Source organism: Streptosporangium carneum, from assembly GCF_027922005.1.
Taxonomy (GTDB): Bacteria; Actinomycetota; Actinomycetes; order Streptosporangiales; family Streptosporangiaceae; genus Streptosporangium; species Streptosporangium carneum.
On record NZ_BSEV01000011.1, the window covers coordinates 133,512 to 155,331 of the forward strand.

Annotated in this window: 22 protein-coding genes and 4 tRNA genes; 14 read left to right on the plus strand and 12 right to left on the minus strand. The window is 66.7% G+C overall.

The window, feature by feature from the left end; translation table 11 throughout:
• The first annotated feature begins 37 nt into the window (after positions 1-37).
• Positions 38-466 (plus strand): site-specific integrase, encoded by a 429-nt coding sequence (locus tag PKF00_RS23650; protein ID WP_271219811.1) that lies wholly within the window; start codon positions 38-40, stop codon positions 464-466.
• 316 nt (positions 467-782) lie between these two features.
• On the opposite strand, the gene PKF00_RS23655 is transcribed toward PKF00_RS23650, so the two are convergent.
• Positions 783-1,067: a transposase gene (locus tag PKF00_RS23655; protein WP_271219812.1), complete on the minus strand. Its 285-nt coding sequence runs from the start codon at positions 1,065-1,067 to the stop codon at positions 783-785.
• Positions 1,068-1,641: 574 nt separating this feature from the next.
• Positions 1,642-1,920 (minus strand): hypothetical protein, encoded by a 279-nt coding sequence (locus PKF00_RS23660; protein ID WP_271219813.1) that lies wholly within the window; start codon positions 1,918-1,920, stop codon positions 1,642-1,644.
• Positions 1,921-2,121: 201 nt separating this feature from the next.
• On the opposite strand from PKF00_RS23660, the gene PKF00_RS23665 reads away from it, so the two are divergent.
• From PKF00_RS23665 to PKF00_RS23675, 3 genes are all read left to right on the plus strand, one after another.
• Positions 2,122-2,511, plus strand: coding sequence for a NucA/NucB deoxyribonuclease domain-containing protein (locus PKF00_RS23665; protein ID WP_271219814.1), 390 nt, complete (start codon positions 2,122-2,124; stop codon positions 2,509-2,511).
• Between the two features lie 105 nt (positions 2,512-2,616).
• A complete protein-coding gene (locus PKF00_RS23670; protein ID WP_271219815.1) occupies positions 2,617-3,171 on the plus strand; it encodes a hypothetical protein in 555 nt (184 codons plus the stop codon).
• A 90-nt stretch (positions 3,172-3,261) separates the two neighbouring features.
• Positions 3,262-3,801 carry a winged helix-turn-helix domain-containing protein gene (locus PKF00_RS23675; RefSeq protein WP_271219816.1) on the plus strand — a complete coding sequence of 180 codons (540 nt, stop codon included), beginning with the start codon at positions 3,262-3,264 and terminating at the stop codon, positions 3,799-3,801.
• Between the two features lie 163 nt (positions 3,802-3,964).
• Here PKF00_RS23675 and PKF00_RS23680 read toward each other — a convergent pair.
• Positions 3,965-4,040, minus strand: a tRNA-Lys gene (locus PKF00_RS23680).
• Between the two features lie 154 nt (positions 4,041-4,194).
• Between PKF00_RS23680 and PKF00_RS23685 the strand changes: the two genes are divergently transcribed.
• A complete protein-coding gene (locus PKF00_RS23685; RefSeq protein ID WP_271219817.1) occupies positions 4,195-4,779 on the plus strand; it encodes a 3'-5' exonuclease in 585 nt (194 codons plus the stop codon).
• A gap of 119 nt (positions 4,780-4,898) precedes the next feature.
• Here PKF00_RS23685 and PKF00_RS23690 read toward each other — a convergent pair whose 3' ends face one another.
• The gene (locus PKF00_RS23690) at positions 4,899-6,056 is read right to left on the minus strand and encodes an acyl-CoA dehydrogenase family protein (RefSeq protein ID WP_271219818.1); all 1,158 of its coding nucleotides are present in this window, start codon (positions 6,054-6,056) and stop codon (positions 4,899-4,901) included.
• A 121-nt stretch (positions 6,057-6,177) separates the two neighbouring features.
• On the opposite strand from PKF00_RS23690, the gene PKF00_RS23695 reads away from it, so the two are divergent.
• Positions 6,178-6,666, plus strand: coding sequence for a PspC domain-containing protein (locus PKF00_RS23695; protein WP_271219819.1), 489 nt, complete (start codon positions 6,178-6,180; stop codon positions 6,664-6,666).
• A gap of 1 nt (position 6,667) precedes the next feature.
• Here the strand turns inward: PKF00_RS23695 and PKF00_RS23700 are convergent, their stop codons facing one another.
• Positions 6,668-7,963, minus strand: a complete 1,296-nt coding sequence (locus PKF00_RS23700; RefSeq protein WP_271219820.1) for an MFS transporter — start codon at positions 7,961-7,963, stop codon at positions 6,668-6,670.
• Positions 7,964-8,131: 168 nt separating this feature from the next.
• Positions 8,132-8,482, minus strand: coding sequence for a metallopeptidase family protein (locus PKF00_RS23705; RefSeq protein ID WP_425582292.1), 351 nt, complete (start codon positions 8,480-8,482; stop codon positions 8,132-8,134).
• A 33-nt stretch (positions 8,483-8,515) separates the two neighbouring features.
• On the opposite strand from PKF00_RS23705, the gene PKF00_RS23710 reads away from it, so the two are divergent.
• From PKF00_RS23710 to PKF00_RS23725, 4 genes are all read left to right on the plus strand, one after another.
• The gene (locus tag PKF00_RS23710) at positions 8,516-10,015 is read left to right on the plus strand and encodes a metallophosphoesterase family protein (protein WP_271219822.1); all 1,500 of its coding nucleotides are present in this window, start codon (positions 8,516-8,518) and stop codon (positions 10,013-10,015) included.
• Between the two features lie 93 nt (positions 10,016-10,108).
• A tRNA-Glu gene (locus tag PKF00_RS23715) sits at positions 10,109-10,181 on the plus strand.
• Positions 10,182-10,287: 106 nt separating this feature from the next.
• Positions 10,288-10,362 (plus strand) — tRNA-Asp (locus PKF00_RS23720).
• A 28-nt stretch (positions 10,363-10,390) separates the two neighbouring features.
• A tRNA-Phe gene (locus tag PKF00_RS23725) sits at positions 10,391-10,464 on the plus strand.
• 341 nt (positions 10,465-10,805) lie between these two features.
• On the opposite strand, the gene PKF00_RS23730 is transcribed toward PKF00_RS23725, so the two are convergent.
• Positions 10,806-11,378 (minus strand): hypothetical protein, encoded by a 573-nt coding sequence (locus PKF00_RS23730; protein ID WP_271219823.1) that lies wholly within the window; start codon positions 11,376-11,378, stop codon positions 10,806-10,808.
• The gene (locus tag PKF00_RS23735) at positions 11,378-11,980 is read right to left on the minus strand and encodes a TetR/AcrR family transcriptional regulator (protein ID WP_271219824.1); all 603 of its coding nucleotides are present in this window, start codon (positions 11,978-11,980) and stop codon (positions 11,378-11,380) included. Before PKF00_RS23735 ends, PKF00_RS23730 begins: the two co-directional genes overlap by 1 nt.
• A 60-nt stretch (positions 11,981-12,040) precedes the next feature.
• Here PKF00_RS23735 and PKF00_RS23740 point away from each other — a divergent pair, with 60 nt between their 5' ends.
• Complete coding sequence (locus PKF00_RS23740) at positions 12,041-12,547, plus strand: SRPBCC family protein (RefSeq protein ID WP_271219825.1); 507 nt, start codon at positions 12,041-12,043, stop codon at positions 12,545-12,547.
• Positions 12,548-12,876: 329 nt separating this feature from the next.
• On the plus strand, positions 12,877-14,010 hold the full coding sequence (locus PKF00_RS23745) for an alpha/beta hydrolase family protein (protein ID WP_271219826.1): 1,134 nt from the start codon (positions 12,877-12,879) through the stop codon (positions 14,008-14,010).
• Between the two features lie 721 nt (positions 14,011-14,731).
• Here the strand turns inward: PKF00_RS23745 and PKF00_RS23750 are convergent.
• From PKF00_RS23750 to PKF00_RS23765, 4 genes are all read right to left on the minus strand, one after another.
• On the minus strand, positions 14,732-15,601 hold the full coding sequence (locus tag PKF00_RS23750; protein WP_271219827.1) for a hypothetical protein: 870 nt from the start codon (positions 15,599-15,601) through the stop codon (positions 14,732-14,734).
• Between the two features lie 328 nt (positions 15,602-15,929).
• Positions 15,930-16,964, minus strand: coding sequence for a hypothetical protein (locus PKF00_RS23755; protein ID WP_271219828.1), 1,035 nt, complete (start codon positions 16,962-16,964; stop codon positions 15,930-15,932).
• 240 nt (positions 16,965-17,204) lie between these two features.
• Positions 17,205-17,588 carry a peptidase inhibitor family I36 protein gene (locus PKF00_RS23760; protein ID WP_271219829.1) on the minus strand — a complete coding sequence of 128 codons (384 nt, stop codon included), beginning with the start codon at positions 17,586-17,588 and terminating at the stop codon, positions 17,205-17,207.
• Between the two features lie 533 nt (positions 17,589-18,121).
• On the minus strand, positions 18,122-19,603 hold the full coding sequence (locus PKF00_RS23765; RefSeq protein WP_271219830.1) for a pyridoxal phosphate-dependent decarboxylase family protein: 1,482 nt from the start codon (positions 19,601-19,603) through the stop codon (positions 18,122-18,124).
• Positions 19,604-19,969: 366 nt separating this feature from the next.
• Between PKF00_RS23765 and PKF00_RS23770 the strand changes: the two genes are divergently transcribed.
• Together PKF00_RS23770 and PKF00_RS23775 are read left to right on the plus strand one after the other, a co-directional pair.
• Complete coding sequence (locus tag PKF00_RS23770; RefSeq protein ID WP_271219831.1) at positions 19,970-21,145, plus strand: sensor histidine kinase; 1,176 nt, start codon at positions 19,970-19,972, stop codon at positions 21,143-21,145.
• Complete coding sequence (locus PKF00_RS23775; RefSeq protein WP_271219832.1) at positions 21,142-21,804, plus strand: response regulator; 663 nt, start codon at positions 21,142-21,144, stop codon at positions 21,802-21,804. The genes PKF00_RS23770 and PKF00_RS23775 overlap by 4 nt, the downstream gene beginning before the upstream one ends.
• The last annotated feature ends 16 nt before the right edge of the window (positions 21,805-21,820 follow it).

Below are 21,820 nucleotides of genomic sequence, written 5' to 3' on the forward strand. Positions count from 1 at the left end.
CCCTGAGCAGGGCGTTCACATCGCGTTCCAGGAGCCATTGGAGCATCGTGATCGCGTCCATCCCGGCAGCGTGATCGACAAGGTGAAGTTCCGCAAGGTCAAGACCAGGGGCGAGATCGACCGGCGGGCGGTGGTCAACCCGGCCCAGGCACGCGAGCTGCTCACCGCGCCGACCTACGCGGGCCGTACCCATGGGCAGATGATGGCGGCCATGTTCGCCCGCATGTACTTCGCCGGGCTGCGTTCCGCCGATCCCCCCGAGCAGGTGGCCTCACCGCCGGCGCGGCGGCCGTACGACCTGCGGCACGCGGCGGTCTCGCTCTGGCTGAACGCCGGGGTTCACGCGCCGGAGGTCGCCCGGCGGGCCGGGCACGGGGTGGACGTGCCGCTCAAGCTCTACGCCAGGTGCATCGACGGGCAGCACGAGACGGCCGACAAGCGGATCCTGGAAGCGCTCACGACATGACGTTCCCAACGGGTCAGCACGCAGGACCCCGGGAATTCCTCGGGGTCCTTCGTCGTGTCGGCCCAACAGGCCCCGGAATCGTTCCACGCGCCTCCGGAATCCCCGTCGCCACCTGGGGAAACGTCGCCGGTTCCATTCCGCGTGTGTTCCGCGAACAGTGGCGTGGGGCTGCGTTCGGCTGCATGCGCCGGGAAAGATCGACAGGAACAAAGGATCAGGTCAGAGCCTCGTTTCCTGGTCAGGAGCGGCAGGGCGCCTGGGACTCGAACCCAGAACCTACGGATTACTGAGGTTGAACTCGTGATGTCGTGTGCGGTTATGCCGATGTGAGGGTCAGCCCCGCTCCCTCTGGGCAGCCGTCGATGAGGTCGCTGCGGTTTTGGATGGTGCGCAGTCCTTGCCGGACGGTGCGGATCAGGTGCTCCGGGCCGGTGAAGGCGATGTTGGACAGGAAGCAGCGCCGCAGCAGCGACCAGACGCCCTCGACCGGGTTGAGGTCAGCGGCGTGGGTGGGCGGCTGGACGACGGTCAGCCAGTCCTGATCAGCGACGAAGGCGCGCATCCCGGCGCTCAGATGGGTGCCCGAGATTGTCCCCGACAAGCATGATCGGGCCGCCGAGCTGCCGGTGTGCGACGAGGGGCCTCTTCGGGCGGGTCGACGGTGAACAGGATGATCAGGCGGGCGGGATGTGCGCGTCTGCTCGGAGATCTCGGGCCGTGCCCGTCGCGTGCCAACGGGGAGGAACCAGGGAGAGCGGCGAAGAGTCACAGGGAACGCGATCAACGCTGTGATCTGCGTCTTCGCAAGTTCAGCAAGATCGATGTGCGTCTTTGCGAGCAAGACGTCAGTCGCACACTTCTGTGTCACGATCGCCAGTAAGTGGCTGATGGCGCGCGACGGTTGGGGGCGATCGACTGTTCAGGGCTTCGTGCCTCAGCCCCGGCCCACCGGGCACCGGGGTTGCACTTCGGGTTGCAATACAGGGGCGTTCAGACCCGTTCAGGACGGACCGCTCATGCCCTCTGACCTGCATTGAACCGTCCGGAACGGTCCGAGGGCGATCTATGCGACCGTCGATGCAAAGAGCACGTTCGTCTGCACGATTGCCCCTCATATCCGATTCGATGTGGAGGGGTTGGCGGACCCGACCCTTCGTCTCTGGAGCGATAAAGCCCTAGATGACGACGGGAAGGTCGTCGGAATTCGGCGGCACGGTAAGGGCGAGCCGCATCTCCTGAGCTGGGTGCCGAATTTCCGCTGCGACAGCCTGACGTTCGGCGCCGGGGACGAGGATGTCGTAGACCGGGTCGGTGGTTGTATCAACACCAGAGCGAAGCGCGTGTTCGTCATGTCCAAGAGCGACGACAGAGCCTTCATAGAGGTGATCGAGCATATCGAGGACGCCCTGAAGCCAAACAACTCTCAGACCTTCCCATACCTCCGGCCAGGCCATGATTGGTCGAAGCCGTCATACCCGCCCACGTGAAAGATTCTGGGCAACGAGCAAAATAAGTTCATATACGGCAACTGGGCTGCTCCCCGATACGATGAGGACGGCGACGACGCTGCAGGGAAGCCGCTGACCAGGGGCATAGCAGAGAAGAGCGAAACCGCCGAATACAACAGGAAGTTTTTCTCTCGGATTGAAATGCATATGGACGTGGGAAGCGTGGAAACGCCAAAGGAAATGCACTGGCTGCTCCCGCCGCCTCTGACGTCCCCACCGTCCTCCCCGCAGGAGGTCACCGATCGCGAAAAAGCCCGTGACCGTCACTCCTGGAGTATCAACTACTGCAAATATTACATGCCGGACAAGTATCCCCCGCCATACAGGAGTGACGAACTGCCCGTGGGGAAAACAAACACCTGCGACGAATACCCGTTCGCCTCAACCCTGCAAGGGGCCGGATACGCTCAAGGGCATTTCTCCGTAAGGGCCCTGAACGGCAAACAAAACAACCTTCAGGGAACGGCGCTCAAAAAGTTCTGCGCAGACTTCCGGGTCGGGAAAGAAAATCCCTTCTGGGTGCTCATCGCGCCTTGACGCCGACCAGCTAAACCTATTCTAGGGAAGGGGTAAGGAGTGGTATGGTGCCACTCCTTACCCCTTCCCTGTCGACGCTCACCATATAGAATCCGGACATCCTCCATGCATGCCCTCCCTACCGAAAATCAACATCGCCTTCTGCTCGAACATGGATTCCATGACTTCTTCATGGCTCAATGGGTCAGCATCGAAGACATCGACGAGGTAGCCCGACGGCTGCGAGTCGCAACGGAGACGACAGCCGCATGCGACTTTCAGACCGCCATGAGATCATACGGTTCCAAGTCCCAGGCACCGCATCAGGCTTGGATTGCCCGCCTTGCTCCTGGCTGGTCAATAGTTATTTATCTCAACGGCCTGATGCTGTCTTCGGACCCACTCAGTCTCGGCGGTCAGCGCGCTTTCGATGTCTCATACATCCCTGGTATAGAAGAAATCGACGAACTGTTCTACACCCACGACGGGACATGCACTGGAAGCATCTACTATGAGGAGGAATACCAAACTTACCTGGAGGGTTTGCCGTACGACATCACATCGACGGAAGGACAGATAGAGGAGTATCTATGCATCTTGGGAAGAGTCACTGGGCGGTTCCTCGATCATGAATTGTTCTCCTCCCAAGGACTGCTGGTTCAGCTTCCCTCGACTGATTGAGGCGATCCCAGCGAATTGCCGCTTTTACTGACGTTGAACTCGTGGTGTCGTAGGTCCTGACCTGCCTTGTTTGCCGAGTAGACCGACATCATGAGGTACGCACAAGGCGGAGGACTGTCCGCCGAACGAAGAGCGTTCCGCGAACGACTACGGCTCCAGGCAGCCGAGAGATTCGCGCGGGATGAATCCAGTACGGCCATCGCCCAGGACCTGCGGATCAGCCTCCGCTCCGTTCAGCGATGGAAAAGGGACTGGCAGAGCGGAGGGGCCGGAGCGTTGCGCTCGCACGGGCCGGCTTCCCTGCCCCGGCTCAGTGAGCGGCAACTCACCGTCCTGGAGCAGGAACTGGTCAAAGGGCCCATCTGGTACGGCTGGCCGGACCAGCGCTGGACCCTGACACGCATGAAAACCGTGATCGGCCGGCGCTTCCATCTGACCTACACCCTCCAAGGCGTGCGCAAGCTGCTGATCCGCAACGGCTACTCCTGTCAGGTCCCGGCCCGCTGCGCCCTGGAGCGCAATCAGGCGGCGGTGACCGGCTGGGTGAAGGAGACCTGGCCGAACGTGGAAGATCCGCGGCGGCGCTCGGCGCCTGGATCGTCTTCGAAGACGAGACCGGCCCGTCGATGACGCCGCCCATCGCACGGACCTGGAGCCCGCGCGGCCACACCCCGATCATCACCGTGCGGGGCCGCTCCCGGCGCCGGATCCCGATCGCCGCCCTGGCCGCATGTGCCAGGAAAGATCGCCAGGAACAAAGGCCCAGCTCAGAGCCTTGTTTCCTGGTCAGGAGTGGTAGGGCGCCTGGGACTCGAACCCAGAACCTACGGATTAAAAGTCCGCAGCTCTAACCATTGAGCTAACGCCCCGCTGGAGACAGCGTACCGAGGATAGTGTCCACTAACGTCCGTCGCCAGGCCCGGAGGGGGTGCCTGTTGGCCGAATCGTGTGTGGGAGGGGCGGACGGATCATACAGTGGCAGTCATGACGAGCTCGGGGTTTGAGTCCACCGGGGGTGTTCGCGTGGCATCGCGGCAAGGGTATGTCGTGGTGGACGTGGAGACCACAGGTTTCTCGCCGGCCAAGGGCGACCAGATCTGCGAGATCGCTCTCGTCTCCCTGGACACCGAGGGCGCGACCCTCGACGAGTGGCACTCGCTGATCAATCCGCGGCGCGCGACAGGGGCCGTGCACGTCCACGGGATCACCGAGAGGATGGTCGCGAGGGCGCCGGTGATCGAGGAAGTGCTCGACGATGTCTGGAGCCGGATCGCCGGGCGTGTCCTGGTGGCGCACAACACCTCTTTCGATCTGCGCTTTCTGCGGGTCCTGCCCGAGAGTCACTGGCTGACCGAGACGTTGTGCACGCAGAAACTCGCACCGGACTTCATCTCCGAGGGGAAGTGGACCCTCGCCGCCTGCTGCGAGCGGGCGGGCATCCGGCTCTCGGGCGCTCACGCCGCGCTGGCCGACGCCCGGGCCACCGCCGAGCTGTTCCGCTCCTACCTGCGCCGGGGCGTCTCCTGGGAGCGCGAGCTGAGCAGGGCGGCCCAGGCCCCCGAATGGCGTCCCAGTGGGCGGCCTCAGCGACCCGCGCTCCAGCGGTAGGCCTCGGCGACCCGCGCTTCAGCGGCAGGTCTCGGCGACCGTGGCTCGGTGACGGGTTTCCGCGCTTCGGCGGAGGCCCGGGCGCCCGCGCCTCGACGGCCCGGGCTCCGGGGCGGTGCTCAGCGGTAGGCGGGGATGCCGGTCAGGGCCTCACCGAGGACGAGGGTGTGGATCTCCTGGGTTCCCTCGTAGGTCAGGACGCTCTCCAGGTTGTTCATGTGCCTGATCACTGGATACTCCAGGGTGATGCCGTTGCCTCCGAGGACCGAGCGCGACTGGCGGGCGATGTCCAGGGCCGCGCGGACGTTGGCGAGTTTGCCGAAGCTGACCTGACGGGGGGTGAGGGTGCCCGCGTCCTTCAGACGGCCCAGATGGAGGGCGGTGAGCTGTGACTGCCCCAGGCCGACGTACATCCAGGCGAGTTTCTCCTGGGTCAGCTGGAAGCCGCCGATGGGCCTGCCGAACTGAACGCGGGTCCTGGAGTAGTCGACCGCGGCCTCCAGACAGGCGCGGGCCGCGCCCACGACGCCCCACAGGATGCCGAAGCGGGCCTCCGACAGGCATGACAGCGGCCCCTTCAGACCGCGGACCCCAGGCAGTACGGCGGCCGCTGGAAGGCGGACGTCGTCGAAGTAGAGCGAGGAGGTCACCGAGGCCCTCAGGGACATCTTCCTGTGGATCTCGGGGGCGGAGAAGCCGGGCGTGTCGGTGGGAACGACGAAGCCGCGGATGCCGTCGTCGGTCTGGGCCCAGACCACGGCGACGTCGGCGACCGAGCCGTTGGTGATCCACATCTTGGACCCGTTGAGGATCCAGTCTCCTGAGGGATCCTGCTTGGCGTGGGTGCGCATGTTGGCGGGGTCCGAGCCGTGGTCGGGCTCGGTGAGGCCGAAGCAGCCGATCGCCTCGCCCGAGGACATCCGGGGCAGCCACTGCTCCTTCTGCTCCGCGGAGCCGTACTTCCAGATGGGGAACATGGCGAGCGAGCCCTGCACCGAGACGAACGACCGCAGCCCGGAGTCTCCGGCCTCCAGTTCCCGGCAGGCGATGCCGTAGGAGACGGCGTCCAGGCCCGCGCAGCCGTACCCGGTCAGGTGCATGCCCAGCAGGCCGAGCGAGCCGAGCAGCGGGCTCAGCTCGCGGGCGGGGAAGACCGCCTCCTCGAACCAGTCGCCCACGTGGGGAAGCACCTTGTCCGCGACGAACTCCTTCACGGTGTCACGGATGAGGCGCTGTTCCTCGGAGAACGTGTCGTCGATGCGCAGGAGGTCGTCCATGGGGTGTTCCTCTCTCATCGGCCCCTGTCAGGGTATTGCCGATGCTTTCAGGAGGGATGTCAGGGTCACGCCAGGGGGAATCCCGATGTGACCGGAGGCCTTCACCGGGCAGTCTGAGGACATGAACGAAAACGACTTCTCGGGTGTCAGGCAGCTCCGCAGGACCAGGGACGGACGCATCGTCGCGGGTGTGGCCTCCGGTCTCGGACACTACGTCGGAATCGATCCCAACATCATCCGCGCGGCTCTCGCAGTGGCCAGCTTCTTCGGCGGACTCGGTGTGGGGATCTACGCGATCGGCTGGCTGCTCCTGCCCGAGGAGGGCAAGAGCTCCTCGATCCTCCAGGATCTGGTCGCCAAGAACAAGGACAACCCGGTCTGGCTGGACGCCAAGGCCAAGGCCGAGCAGGGATGGGCGAAGGCCGAGCAGAGCTGGGCCAAGAACGCGGGGCGGCAGGAGCAGCACCACGCAGGGCAGTACTCGGCCTCGCAGTACCCCCCTCCGGCGCCGCAGTACCCCGCCCACCAGGCCCCGGCCCAGGCCCCGGCGCCGACCTACCCCGCTCCCGCGGCCCCGAGTGAGCACGGCGACACCACCCCCCAGGCGTGACTCAGGCGGTCGCCTCAGCGCGAACCCCCTCGATGATCTCCTTGCGGGATCGGACCCAGAGCACGGCCAGCGCGGCCGCGACGAGCAGTCCCGCCGCGCCGGCCAGTGCCACCACGTTCTCGGGGCCGAACCTGTCGGCGGCGGCGCCGCCGACGAGGATTCCGACGCCCTGGGAGGCGAGCAGGCCCGAGTGCACGAGCCCGAAGGCCAGAGCCCGCCGCTCGGCGGGCACGCACTGCACGAACGCGGCGTTCGCCGCGAGCTGGTAGGCCCCGCCGACCCCCGAGACGAACCACAGGACCAGCACCACGGCGAGCGGCGGCCGTACGGCGCACACGATCAACGGCGCGCAGGTCAGCATCGCCAGCCAGCCCATCACACGCAGCCGCCTCGACGGGCTGACGTACCGGCCGAACAGGAACGCGCCGACGACGGTCCCGGTCGGCATCGCGCCCATCAGCAGGCCCGCGATGAAGGAGATCCGCTGCGGGTCGTCGGTCAGCGTCGCGGCGTACGGGGTGGCGATTCCCTCAGGAAGCACGTAGAAGCCGCACAGCCAGGCGAAGAGCACGAGCGTTCGCAGCCGTAGGTCGCCGAAGACGAGCTTGGCGCCCCCGCGCGTCATGGTCCACATCGAGGAGGAGTCGGCGTCGCCGCACAGGGGAGCGGGGCGGCGCCGTACACCGGCGACCAGGATCAGGGCGGAGGCCAGGTAGGTGGCCGCGTCGAGGGCCAGCGCGCGGTACGGTCCCATTCCCATGATCAGAGCGCCGCCGAGGGCGAAGCCCAGCATCTGCGCGCCCTGGTTGGTCATGTTCTGCAGGGCGGAGCCGACGACGTAGCGGTCGCCCTCGAGGATCTCGGGCAGCAGCGCCGCCCTGGCGGCCGAGAACGGGGCGCTGAGCAGCACCACGCAGAAGACCAGCACGGACAGGGCCGCGAAGGGGATGCCGGGGATCGCCATGAGCGCGACCATGGCAGCCCTGAGCAGGTCGCATATGATCATGATCCGTCGTCGGGCGTGACGGTCGGCGAGGGCCGCGAGCAGCGGTCCGCCGATGATGGGGGGCAGGTAGGTCAGCGCGTAGACCGACGCCGTGGCCAGAGGTGAGTCCGTCCGCTGGAAGACCAGCACGGACAACGCCACTCGTGAGAGCTGATCGCCGAGGAGTGAAAGCCCCTGGGCCATCCAGAGCGCGCGAAACTCTCTGATGGCGATGATTTCGCCATATGTCACTTGGCGCTCGGCGAGGCGGCGGTGCCGCCCGGGTAGCCGACCGGGCCGGGTGGCCGCCATAGGACTCCGCTGGGCTGCAGGCACATTGACTGTGGGTGGTCAGTATGTAACCTACGGTGCCCGTTGAAGCGCCGTCGCGCAACTGAAAGCAATCAATCCCATGCGGGCTGTAGCTATAAATTGGAAAATTTCCGGGACGGCACCAAGCCGGGGAGAATGTGGCTTTGGCTACCAGCCAAGCTCGTGCAGTCTGTCATCGTCTATGCCGAAATGGTGGGCGATCTCATGAACCACGGTGATCTGCACTTCCTCTACCACGTCGTCCTCGGTCTCACAGATCGAGCAGATCGGGTGACGGTAAATCTCGATCCGGTCGGGTAGCACCCCGGCGTACCAGCCGCCGCGTTCGGTGAGCGGAACTCCCGTGTACAGGCCCAGCAGATCCGGTTCGGGCGGATCGTCCACGACCACCACGACCACGTTGTCCATGACTCTCGTCAGCTCGGGAGGAACCGTGTCCAGCGCTTCGGCCACAAGCTCCTCGAACCTCTCTCGCGAGACCTCGATCACACTTGCCATTGTGCCCCGCGTTTCCGGGTAGGGGAGATGCGCATGGATCTCAAGAAGTGGACCCAGGGGCCCCGTCGCTTCGCGAAGGGGCGGATCGTACGCGGCGCGGCCATCGTCGTCGTAGCCGTCGCGAGCGGCTGGCTGGGAATCATGCTCGGCGGTCCTGTGCGCGCGAACGTCGGGCCCGTCGAGATCGGCATGTCGGCCGTGCCCTCGTGGGCGGGGGAGACCGTCCTGGACGCCCACCCGTTCGGCACGCTGCTGTTCGACACCCACAACGCGCCGGTCGCCCTGCGCGTCACCCTGGAGAACATCAACCCCGCCCGGGTGGGGGTGATCCTCGAGGATCCACGTCTTTCCGCCCAGCTGCCCGCCATGCTGGAGAGGGAGCTGCGCGAGGGGGTCAGGACGCTGGTCCTGCGCGCCCTGCTGTGCAGCCTCGCGGGAGGCCTCATCGGCTCTCTGATCGTCTTTCGCAGGCCGGGGGCGGCGCTGGCAGGCCTGCTGAGCGTCGTCGTGGCCATCGCGGGCACAGGGGCCGCCATCGCCCTGACGTTCCGTCCCAGCGCGGTGGTCGAGCCGAAGTACACCGGCCTGCTCGCCGGAGCGCCCTCCCTGGTGGGCGACGCCGAGTCGATCGTGACGAAGTTCGAGTCCTACCGGGCCCAGCTCGCCAAGCTGGTCAACAACGTCTCCCAGCTCTACGACACGGTCTCCGCCCTGCCTCTCTACGACTCCGACCCCACGTCGATCCGGGTGCTCCACGTCTCCGACATCCACCTCAACCCGATCGCCTGGAACGTCATCCACTCGCTCACCGCCCAGTTCAAGATCGATGTGATCGTGGACACCGGCGACCTGACCGACCACGGCACGGGCCCCGAGGACAAGTTCACCGAGGAGATCGGCAGGTTCGGCCTGCCGTACGTCTTCGTCAGGGGCAACCACGACTCGAAGACCACCCAGAAGGCCGTCGCGAAGCGGAAGGGCGCGGTCGTCCTCGACGGCTCCGTCAAGACCGTGGCGGGCCTGCGCATCTACGGCCTGGGTGATCCCCGCTTCACCCCGGACAAGTCCGTGGCCGTCGACTCGGACCTCGACTCCCTCACCGCCCTCGGGCGCGCCCACACGGCCAAGATCGCCCAGGACCCCGAACCCGTCGACCTCGTGGCGGTGCACGACCCGACGATCGCCAGGGGGTTCTCCGGCGCGGCGCCGATGATCCTGGCGGGCCACTCCCACGAACGCTCGACTGAAATCCTTTCCACCGGAACCCGTCTGCTCGTGCAGGGCTCGACCGGCGGCGCCGGCCTGCGGGCGCTGGAACACGACGAACCCACCCCCGTGGCGGCCTCGGTCCTGTACTTCGACCGCAAGACACACCGCCTGCGGGCCTGGGACGACATCACTCTGGGAGGCCTCGGAGAGCAGTCCGTTCAGATCGAACGTCACGTTGAGGCCAACCCAGCCCGTAGAATTTCCCCTGGGCCGACGGTCGCCCCGTCTCCGACGGGATCGACCACCGGCACCACGACGCCTTAAGCCGGAACGCCGCTTTGGCATCGGGGTCAAAAGTCCCCTATGCTTCAGAGGTCTCCAGCGGAAGACGGCAACGGAGCGGGACGACAGTTCCGAGCCCCCATCGTCTAGTGGCCTAGGACACCGCCCTTTCAAGGCGGCGACACGGGTTCGAATCCCGTTGGGGGCACGGCCGAGCGAAAGCTCGCCAGGGAAACGGCAGGTCGAAGACCTCCGAAGAACTGGTAAGCTAAGCAAGGCAAGAAAGACGGAAGCGAAAACTTCCGACAAAGCAAGGTCCTGTAGAGCAGTTTGGAGTGCTCGCCACCCTGTCAAGGTGGAGGTCGCGGGTTCAAGTCCCGTCAGGACCGCTCTGGTAGGTGTTCGATCCACCACCGAGGTCAGGTAGCTCAGTTGGTACGAGCGTCCGCCTGAAAAGCGGAAGGTCGGCGGTTCGACCCCGCCCCTGACCACAGCAACTGAGCAGGGAAGACGCCCCGAACGATCACCGTTCGGGGCTTTTTTGATCTCTGGTGACAGCAACACTGATGCAACCCCCTTGAAGACCAAGAGTGCCTCCACGCCGCGAGTGTCGTGCTCGACGCTCATGACCGCGCCAGTCGCAGGCTGAGCGTCGCTCCGGCCCGCACGCTTCCGCCGGCCCTGTCGCATCGGGCCCCCTTCCCAGGGGCAGGTGAGGCTCGATCGAGGACCATTCCTCGTCAGTGAGGTCTCCACGCGCCATGGCGATGGCCTACCGGGCTCGCAGACCAAAGCGCAGGCGAATCCCTCTGATCTCAACTTCGTACAGGTCCTAGACGGAATGGTCGCAGCGGCGGGCGACCGCGTTGAGCGCACTGCGTCGGATGAGACCGACTCCCGGTCTGATGAGCCACCAGTAGACGGCGAACAGCCGTCGTACGCGAGGGTCGGTCCCCTGGATGCGGGTCTCGGTCACCAGCCGTGAGCCGGTCCTCTCTGGGATGATCTCGTGGGAGATCACCGCTTTGGCGAACCCGGATTCCCGGAAGGCGGTGAGGTCCTCAGCGGTGCGAACATTGGTCGGCGCCGTCGGGACGGGCTGCCAGAACCGAGCGACTCTGCCGAGGACCAGTTCATGACCCGGCTCTTGGGCCAGCGTCACCCAGCGGTTGTCGGCACGAAAGAGCTCGGCCAGCGGCTGTGATCTGGCCGTGAGTGCGGACCCGCCGCCGCGAAGGCGGGTGGGCAAGGTACGGATGGCCATCAGCAGGCGGGGGAGCGGAAGCTCGGCGAGCGTTACGGCGAGCATCTGCGCCCATACGTCCTCGCGCGGGGCGGGGATGCCGATCGTATGGACGACGCGGTGGTCGTATGTGGGCATGAACCTCTGGAGCGTGTCACTCATCAGATTTCTTCCTGTAGGTCGCAGCGGTCCGCGCCGTACAGAAGCAGGGCGAGTACGGATTTGACGTATTCGTCGGTTGCACGGGTGTTCTCGAGGGGCAGCGCGCCCGGGAGGCGAGTCGTCATCTCGATGAGCCCGATGTAGGCGGTGTGCGCCAGCGTCGCGCGATGGACGGACTCGGTCCGGGTGAACCCGATCTGCTCGAACAACGAGATCAGGTACTGGATGCGCCGTTGCATCACCCGTCGCACCACGGGAGCCACCAGCTCGTGTCCGGCCGAAGCCAGGATGTTGATCTCGCTTGGGTCCTGGCCGGTGCGTCGGCCCGCTTGCTTCAGCAACGTCCGTAGCCGCGCTACGGGATCCGATTCGGCTTCCAGCGCGTAGATCGGCGCCTCGGTCGAACGCTGCTCCCACAGCGTCAGCGCGGCGGACACGAGTGCCTCGCGGTTGGCGTAGTGGGCGTAGAAGCTTCCCTTGGTGGTGCCGAGGTGGACGGCCAGCGGCTCGATGGCGACGGCTGTCAGTCCAGCGGCGCCGAGCGCCTCAAGGGCTGCCTCGGCCCAGTCGTGGGCGGTGAGCCGCGGGCGTTTGGAGGTCACGAACATACGCTACCGTATTGATACGGCACCGTATCAATACGCCAGCGTATGGAGGCTCGGATGCGGAACATCCAGCACCGACTCGTTGAGGCGCCCGCTGAGCGCCTGGGCGAACTGTTGGATCAGGTGGGAACCGAAGACGACCAACTCTGGCCCAAACCAGCATGGCCGCCCCTGGTCCTCGACGCGGGGCTGACCCCTGGCTCGCGCGGAGGTCACGGCCCGATCAGCTACAGCGTCACCGACTACGAGCCCGGCCGTCGCGTCCGGCTGTCCTTCGAACCGGGCTCGGGGCTCAACGGCTACCACGAGTTTCTCATCACCGCGCAGGGCCCGGGCCGCTGCCGCCTCACTCACACGATCGTCGGCACCGTCGAGGGGCGGATGACCGTACTGTGGCCGCTGGTGATCCGCTGGATGCACGAGGCCCTGGTGCACGATCTGTTCGACAACGCCGAACGCGCCGCGACCGGCCGCATGAGCCGCCGTCCCGCACGTTGGTCACTGTGGGTACGGCTACTGCGGCGACTGCGAAAGTTTCCCGCCGGGACTGAAACGTTCACCTGACGTCGCCCGCTCAGGGGAACTCCCGTGACGGCGACGTCATCGCTCGCCGGCCACTTGATCGGGTCTTCAGCCGGGATTGAGGTCGGGTAGGGGCTGGCCGAATGCGACAACATCGTCATTCGCCCCCAACCAGTAGGCGGTTCCGGCCTCGGCGATCTTCATGATGTTGTTGGAGGCCATTGTGCGGCCCTACGCCTCGTAGATCAAAGACGAGAGCTTTGCGAAGATCGTTTGCAGGTCTCCGCTCGGTGCCGAAGCGACAAAAGATGTATCCCCCGGTCATCACCGTGAAGGAGGTGTGTCCAGCGGGGCGCCGCAAGGATCGTTCCATGCGAACTCTTCTCACCAAGGGTGCCATCGTGACTGTCGCCGCGGTCCTCTCGATCGCGGCAACTGGCGCGGCGCCTGCCGTCTCGTCCTCGGGCGACGTCCCCGCGCTGCCCAAACCGACCGGACCGCACGTGGTGGGCATGACCGTCCTGCATTTGGTGGACGACACCCGCCCGGACCCGTGGGTTGCCAAGGTCGGGAAGCGCGAGCTCATGGTCTCGCTGTGGTATCCCGCCAAGGCGCCCACCGGCCGTAGGGCCCTCTACATGACTCCGGTGGAGTCCGAACTGCTGCTGAAGGGCCAGCAGATCACCGGTGTGCCGTTGGACATGCTCAGCAGAACTCGGACCAACGCGTTCGTCGACGCCGAGCCTCATGGACGCGGCCTGCCCCTCGTCGTACTGTCGCCAGGGTTCACCATGCCCCGGGGCTGGCTCACCTCGCTGAGCGAGGAACTGGCGAGCAAGGGTTACGTGGTGGCCGCCGTCGATCACACCTACGAGTCGTACGGCACGAGCCTCCCCGGTGGGCGCACCGCGACGTGTGCCGCTTGCGACTCCGCGCGCTCGCCCGGATTCGGTGCCAAGGCGACCAAGGGCAGGGCCGCCGACGTCTCTTTCGTCCTCGACCGGCTGACCGGCTCCTCCCCGGCGTGGAAGAGCGCCAAAGTGATCGATCCCGCCAGGATCGGGATGGTGGGGTACTCCATGGGCGGCAGCAGCGCCCAGTGGACCATGCTCAACGACTCCCGCGTACGCGCCGGAGTCAACATGGACGGCCCCTTCTTCGTGCCGATCCCCAAGAAGTTCTCCAGGCCGTTCCTCATGATGGGTGCCGAGAAGGTCCGTGAGCCCGGAGGCCAGGACACCTCCTGGGACCGGGACTGGCGCCGGATGACCGGCTGGAAGCGCTGGCTCACGCTCGCTGGCTCTGACCACGGATCGTTCACCGACTTTCCGATGCTCACCGAGCAGGACACCCCCGCCTCCGCGGGCGCCCTTCCCGGTGCCCGAGGTGTGGAGATCATCCGGAAGTACACCAGCGCCTTCCTGGATCAGCACCTGCGTCAGCGCCGCCAACCGCTACTCGACGGACCTTCCCCACGCTATCCCGAGGCCGTCTTCCACCACTGACCAAGGCCGGGACCGGGCCCGTCCCCCCCGTTCCGAGCAGCCGGGATCAGCCAACGTTCCTCTCAGGAGCTCGACTCGGCGGATCAGCAGGTTTTCGCCCCCGCCCTCGGGCCAGATGCCGCCACTGACATCGACGCGACGGGGCAAGGGCTGCGGCCAGGAAGTGTTCACCGGGAGACAAGCCCTGTCCCGTGTAGGTCCAGATGGCAATTTTCACATCACGAGTTCGACCTCGGTAACAGCGCTACGGATCTGGTGACTTCACCCCGGCAGGGCAAGTGCCGAGGAATCGATCAGCCTTTGACCCAGGGAGGCTGCGGCATTCATGAACACGGGTCACCCGAAGTGATGTGCCGCCCGCACAACGAACACCAGGTCTTTCCCGGTTGCAGTGACTCGTTTGCTTCGTTGAGCAACGATTTCTTGATCCGGTTCAGGGCGGTGGCGTCTCGGCTGAAGCAACGGGCCACCCAGATTTGACGAGGCGATATCGAGCGGTCAGTTCGTATGTGCACACCTCAACGTAAAGTCCCTGATCCTGTACAGGGCGGGATCAGGGACCCTTGTGAGAACCCGAATCACCTCTTGTTCGAGAGCTTCGGCGAAGACTTCGGCGACGGCGGTTTCCGCGGAGCGGATCACGTGGGCGTGGACGCGCGGGGTGATCGCCGGATCGGAGGTTCTCGGCTTTCTGCGCCTCCCGGATCATGAAGCGGCGTGCTCAGCGCGCTCCTGGTCTGTCTGGCAGTCGCACGACGGCGGTACCGGCCTGGGACTCGCCGAATCCCCAGCCTGCGACAAGGGAGCAGCCGACCGCTTCCAGGACATCGGTCCACGGCCAGTGGTCGGTGCCGCAGTAGAAGCCGCCCTCGCTGCGCGCGTCGTCCTCGGTGAGGCAGAGCATGCGGAGATGGTCGCGGAGCGCGGGATGCGTGACCGCGCTCAGCCTTTCTTCCCAGGGCTCGTCGGCGGAGCGGGCGCCATCCATGTCGTGAATCGACACCAGGTGTCCGGGGCCACGTTCGGTGAACGTGGCGGCCCGCATCGCATCGGTGAGAGTGCCATCGGTGGCGACGCGCAGCAGCACGGTCAGCCAGCCGTTCAGTTTCTCGGATTTCTCGTCGGTCAGGTCGACGCCGTGGCGGCCCAGGAGCGGCCCCAAGTCCGCGCCGTGCACCAGTGCTTCACCGGCTTCGTCGACCGAGGAGACGGTCCGCAGGTCGGCGACGAAGGCGTCGTCGAACGGCTGGGGGCCCTTGTGCCCGCCGTCGCCCCACGGTCCCGTTCCTGCCAGGAGTTCGGCGTCGAAGCGGAACAGCGACTCGCTCAGGTTGAACTGCCATGTCCAGGGGGAGAAGGGGTGCTCACCGTCCGAATCCGGAAGGTGCCTCGGCTTCCGACCTGACAGCGTGTCAGGGGTGGCCCAGGGATTCGGGAACAGGAACTCGTCGAGGGGGTCCGAGGCGTAGTACACCCCGTATCTGGCGGCGGGGTCGACGGCCGGCTTTCCACCGAGCAGTATCTCGAAGGCACTGGCCAGCGCGGCACCCCACCCGTTGAGGTCAGTCGCCGGGTCTGTCTCGGGTGTCACGATGAGCGCTCCTTCATGTCGTGTCGCGTGGGTTGACACAAGGTATCGGCCGCCATTGGCACTTTCCGGGGCCAATGGCGAAGTCCGCCGCAAAGGCGGACGTAATATTTCCAGACTCGTTGCTTGTCGGCATCGGTAAAACTGTGTAACACGGATTCTGAGTTCGAAAACACGCATTAAGCCTGATATCGGCCTGTTCGAGATCGCTGCTCGACGATGTGGCCTGGACCTTGCTGATGGGGGATGGCTGGTCGGAGAGCATCTGGTCGCTGACACTGGGGGACCGCCGGTCTCCGTACGATGCCGGGGGATCTGTGTCGTTGTGCTCCTACCGTGTCGGGGTGAAGGACGAGACGACCAGCCAGACGGCGGTGGCCGCGATCACGATTGCGACGGCGAGATTCTTCGCCTGTCCGGGGATCATGTCCTTCGATTGTCCGCGGATCATGTGCCGTGCCAGGCGGACGGTTCCGGCCCAGGAGATCCGCTGTCGGGGGATCCAGGCAGTCGACGCGACGAGGACGGCCGCGAGAAGCAGGTGCCATCGCACCGAATCGACGAGAGATATCTGGAAGTCGCCGCCACACCAGCGGACGTACTCCACGACGTCGAGTAGCGGGAAGAGGAGGATGACCGCCGCGACCGCGGTGCCGGCCGGCCGTTCCCATCGGGCGGAGGCCGCCGCTCTCGCGGCTGCCGCCAACGCGACGAGAACGACCGGCAGGCCGATCCTGTCGGCGTCACCGGACCACCAGGCGAGGCCGTCCCAGGGCGACTCCGCAACCCCGCCGAAGCCGTAGCGGACTACGAGGGAGTTGCCGGATGTGACCATGAGGCGGTGGAACATCGCCGCCCACGCCGCCGCGGTGACGGCGCCCGCCCACAGGATGATCCCGTACGGTCTCCGGAGCAGGGGGGATCGAGCCGCCAGGAGCAGCGCCCCCGTGGCCACCGGGTAGCAGACGATCAGGGGCCAGGGCGGCACGACCGCACGTTCCTGCCCGGTGCACGGGTCGGGGCCCGGCAGGAGAAACGCGGTGACGAGCCCGAACGCGAGCACGGTGCCGACCGCGGCGACGGCGGCGAGCGCGGCCCGGCGTGACCCGCGCAGGAGAAGGCCGGCCACGACGACCGGCAGCAGGAGAACGCCCCAGAACAGCAGCTCTCCCGGTGCGTTCTCCAGCGCGTAGGGACCCTCCAGCGAGGAGGGAGCGGAGCCCGTCGCGGCACAGAACCAGCCGAGATCCTGCCTGCCGACACCGAAGGTCGTCAAGATCACCGGCCCCGACGCGGCCAGGACCGCGCCGAAGCGGAGCGCCGCCGTTGCAGGGGATCGCGTCCCCGCCTCCGGTACCCGAGTCATGGCGCCCTCTTCGTCTTCGCCCCCGAAAAACAGATCAACTCAGGCGAGAGTAATGGACAGCCGTCAGGCCCCCGAACAGTGGTGACAGCAACCCGTCGCGTACTGCTTGGGGTGGTATGCCGAGGTGAAGGAACGGAAACAGGACGGCGTCATCGGCGCCGCCGCCCTGTCCATGGCATCAGCGGGAGAATGTCTGGAACTCGCCCGCCCGTACCCGGTCGCGGGTGGAGTCGACATTCGTCACCATCTGCACCACACATTCCCGCGGTATGAGGAGATCTTGTCGTTGGCGGACGCTCCGACGTTGTCCACCCATCCCCCCGGCGGGACGCCTATCAGGGTTCTACCGCCCCAGTTCGTATGCTCGTAGAAACACACGGCATCATTGGTACGGTTCCAGATGGAGCTCGTCAGATCGTTGATGTGGGGGCCGACGTTGGCGCGATCGGTTCCCGGTGTGTTGCTGTAACGCCCTCTGCCGTAAGTGTCGCCATAAAGGCACACATAGCCCTCCGGGCAGTTATCCCAGTCCATCGTCTTCGCCTGCGCCGGTGCCGCGGTGACCACGGTGGCCATCGCGCATGCCGCCAGCATGGCGGCGGCCAGAGTCCTTCGCTTTTTCACTCGCCTTGCTCCCTCATCGGTCTCGGTGCCGTACGCCGGCGAAGCTCTTGTCTTTCGCCCGCGCCGCACGGTCCGTCAGGTCGGGGGCAGCGTGCATCACATCGGCTGCTTCCTGCCTGTCTGCTGTTCACTTCCTGTTTCAGGCCGAATAGGCAAGGAAGTCGCCACCGACCGCCATCTGTGAATCCGTTTTTCCTTACACGTCCATCTCCTTTCTCGAACTAAACTCGAAGCCAGTCTGCCGGTTTATGTCCAGGGTGTCATTGATGATTTCTGCAATTATTGTTGATGGTTTACGCACCGCCTGAGGGCGGGTGTGGAACGTGGGCGCCTTCGGGCGGCGGGAATTGCCGTCTCCGTCCGCGCTGTGCGGGCGGCAGGTCATGGCCGTGCCGCGGCCCGCCCGCACGATGCCTGGGCGTCAGTGGTGCGCAGCCACAAGGCCGCCCCGAGATCGGGCCGTGTGACGCGGTCGAGACCTGTGCCCCGGCGGCGGCTCGCGTTGCCGGTCTGTGCCGACGGGTCGGCGCGGGTCAGCCGGTACGCGGGGTGCGTGCCCGCCCGGCCGTGGCGTCGCGACTGCAGCCGATGATGGCCTCGGCGCTGCGCTGGATGTCCTCGGTCGTGGTGTACGCCGAGCAGATCGATATGCGCATGACCGCCCGGTTGTCGAAGACCGATCCGCTGAGCCAGCAGGTGCCGTCGTCCTGGACCCTGCCGATGATCTCCCGGGTGAGCTCGTCGTCGTCGCGGCCGGGTGCGGTGAATCGCACCAGAACCTGGTTCAGGACGACCTTATTGACGATTTCGATGCCGGGTTCCGCCGAGAGGCGGGTGGCGATGTGGTGAGCGTGCTCGATGTTGCGGTCGATGAGCCCGGCGACGCCTGCCCGGCCCAGCGTCCGCAGTACCGCGTAGACGGGCACCGAGCGGGCACGCCTGGACCAGTCAGGAATCGTGTTGATCTGATCCCGGTGGTCGGATGCCTCCAGATAGGCCGCGGTGACTCCGACGGCCGCCCGGTGCGCGTCGGGATGGGCGACGAATGCGATGCCGCAGTCGAAGGGCACGTTCAGCCACTTGTGCGCGTCGGTGGTCCAGGAGTCCGCCAGGTGGGCTCCGTCAAGGAGACGGCGGTGCTTGTCACTGACCAGAGCCCACAGTCCGATCGCTCCGTCGACGTGCACCCATCCGCCTCGGTCGTGCACGAGCTCGCACACCTCGCGAAGCGGATCGACGGCACCGGTGTTGATGTTGCCGGCCTGCACACAGACGATCGGTGGCCGATCTGTCCGATCCAGCTCCGCGCGTAGCGCGGAGAGGTCGATCGCGCCGTTCGCGTCGCACCCGACCTCGTGAACACGCGTCCCCATCCCCAGGTAGCGCAGGGCGCGATCGATCGAGGCATGACGCTGCTCGCCGACCGTCACCGGAATGCGCGGCGCTCCCCAGAGCCCGTCCGTTTCGGCGTCCCAGCCCTGCTGGGCCAGCAGATGGTGCCTGGCCGCCGCGAGGCAGGTGAAGGCGGCCATCTGGGTGCCCGTGGTGAATCCCGCCGACGTGTGCGGAGGCAGGCCGAGCATCTTCACCAGCCAGTCGGCGCAGACCTCCTCGATCACCGAGACCGCCGGGCCGCAGGAGTACAGCGTCGCGTTCTGGTCCCAGGCGGTGACCAGCCAGTCCGCGCCCACGGCCACGGGCAGGGAGGAGCCGATGACATAGCCGAAGTAGCGTGGCCCCGCGCTGGCCGTCGACCCCAGCTCACCGGCCCTCGCCAGGACGTCCAGGGTTGAGATCGCATCGCTGCCCGCCTCGGGCGGGCCTCCGTCGGTGAGAAGATCACGTAGTTCGTCCGATGTCACCGCGGGGAAAACCGGGCGATCGGCGACCGACCGCCGCCAGCTCAGCACGTGCCGGTACGCACGCTGGAGCACGTCGTCGAACTCCAGACCGTCGACCGGCGAGTTCGAAGAGTCCGTCGGCGAGTCCGGAGACATGCGGTCGTCGTAACTCATGCGTTCTCATCCCGATAGAGGTGTCCAGCCGACAGAGACGTCCAGGCCGCAGGGCACGCCGTTCGCTGTCCACGGACAGCCTGCCCCAGGCTTTCTCCCGGGTTCCAGCGGGAATCGGGCACCGTATCGGCCATATCGGGCCACGTCCGGCGGAGCGGCATGTGAACCGCCGACCGTCCGCTCCACCGTCGCCCGGCCGCCTGGCCGTTGACCGGGACGGCTCGGCGTTCGATGAGGCGGCTCATCGACGGGCTTCGCCGGCGGGTTCGTGGCGGGGCGTCAGAACGCCTGCCCACCGCTGGCTATCCTGTGGCACGTCGAGCCGGGCACGGCTCCCCACCACGAGCCCACCGGAAGGCGACGACCGTGACAGCCTCCCAGCGCCGGAGCACATGGCCGGTGACGACGGTGGCGGCGCACGTGGTCCTGGCTCTTCTGACGGTGATCATCCTGGCGGGCGTCTGGCACCTCGGCGCTGACCTGCGGCAGATCCTCGCCGCGGCGGGTGCCGCCGTCCTGCTCCATGTGGGAGCGGTGGTGGTCCGTCGACGGCCGTGGGTGGGGTACGCGATCGGCGCGCTGGCAATGCTCGTCCAGGTGACGACGCCCTTCCTGGGGTGGTCACCGAGCATGCTGCCCTCGGCTGTGTGCTTCCCCCTCATGTTGTGGCGGCTGACCAGTCTGGTCTCGGTCAGCTCCTCGGTGGCCGCGTTGGCCGTCGCCGTGCTCGGGGTCGTCCTCACCGAGCTGGTGGCGTGGGCCCGGCTGCCTCCCGACGTCTCCGGATGGACCCTCCTAGGCGAGGGCGGGCTGCTGATGCTCGTGGTCGGCGGTGTGTGGCTTTCGGCCCTGCTGGTACGCCGCAGGCATGAGGCCGGCCGACGAGCCGAGAGCGAACGACTGGCCGCGGCGGTCGCGGACGAACGGGCCGGCATCCGCCGGGACCTGCACGACGTGATCGCCCACACGGTCACCGTCATGGTCGCGCGGATCGAGGCCGCGGCGGTGACGACGGCGGATCCGGCGACCCGCCGTGAACTCGGCGACATCGCCGAGACCGGCCGGGACGCCCACCAGGGTCTGCGAGCGATGCTGGCCACCCTGGGCCCGGCCACCGTGGCGCCACGCGCCGGTTCCCGGCCGGGAAAGGTCCCGATCTCGCTCGACGCCCTCCCCGACCTCGTGGCCTCTGCGGCGAGCCCGCTCCACGCGGTGACGTTCACGGAGGCGGGTGAGCGACGGCCACTGAGCCTGAGTGCCGAGGTCGCGGCGGTCCGGACCGTTCAGGAGGGCGTCACCAACGCGCTGCGCCACCTCGAACCACCGGTCGAGGTGGCCGTTCGCCTGCGCTGGACCCCGGCCGAGGTGGTGGTGGAGGTGCGCGACGACGGCGGCAAGGCGCTTCGCGAAACCGGCGGCCAGGGGACCGGCTTGATGGGGATCGAGGAACGGGTGCGTACCGCGGGCGGCGCCCTGTCGATCGACGACGGGGACGACGGATGGGTGCTGCGGGCGCGGCTCCCCACGAAGGAGGGGGCATGAGCGGGATCCGCGTCATGCTCGTCGACGATCAGGAGTTGCTGCGGGCCTCGCTCCGTACGGTGCTGTCGGCCGACGAACGCATCGAGGTGACCCATGACGTCGCGAACGGCGGCGACGCGATCGAGGTCGTCCGGCGGTACCGCCTCGACGTGGTGCTGATGGACATCCGCATGCCGCGCATGGACGGGGTCGCCGCCACGGCGGAGATCGTCAGGATCGCACCGGCGACCCGGGTGCTCATGCTGACGACGTTCGATGACGACGAACTGGTCGTGGCCGCCATCCGGGCCGGCGCGAGCGGCTACCTGACCAAGGACGTCCGGCCCGCCGCCCTGGCCCAGGCCGTGTGCGACGTCGCCTCCGGGACGTCGGCGCTGGCCCCGGGGGTGGCCGCGACGGTCCTCGATCTCGTACGGCAGGTGCCGATGCGCAGGACGGCGGCCCTGGACGGCCTCACCCCACGCGAGGTCGAGATCTTCGGCCTGCTCGCCCGCGGCAGGTCCAACAGCGAGATCTGCGCGGAGCTGGTGCTGAGCGAGAACACGGTGAAGTCGCACGTCCGGGCCGTCCTGCAGAAACTGAACCTGCGCGACCGCGTGCACGTGGTGATCCACGCCTACGAGAACGGGCTCGTGGGCCGCAACGATCTGCCTGACTGAGATTCCACCCCGCCGG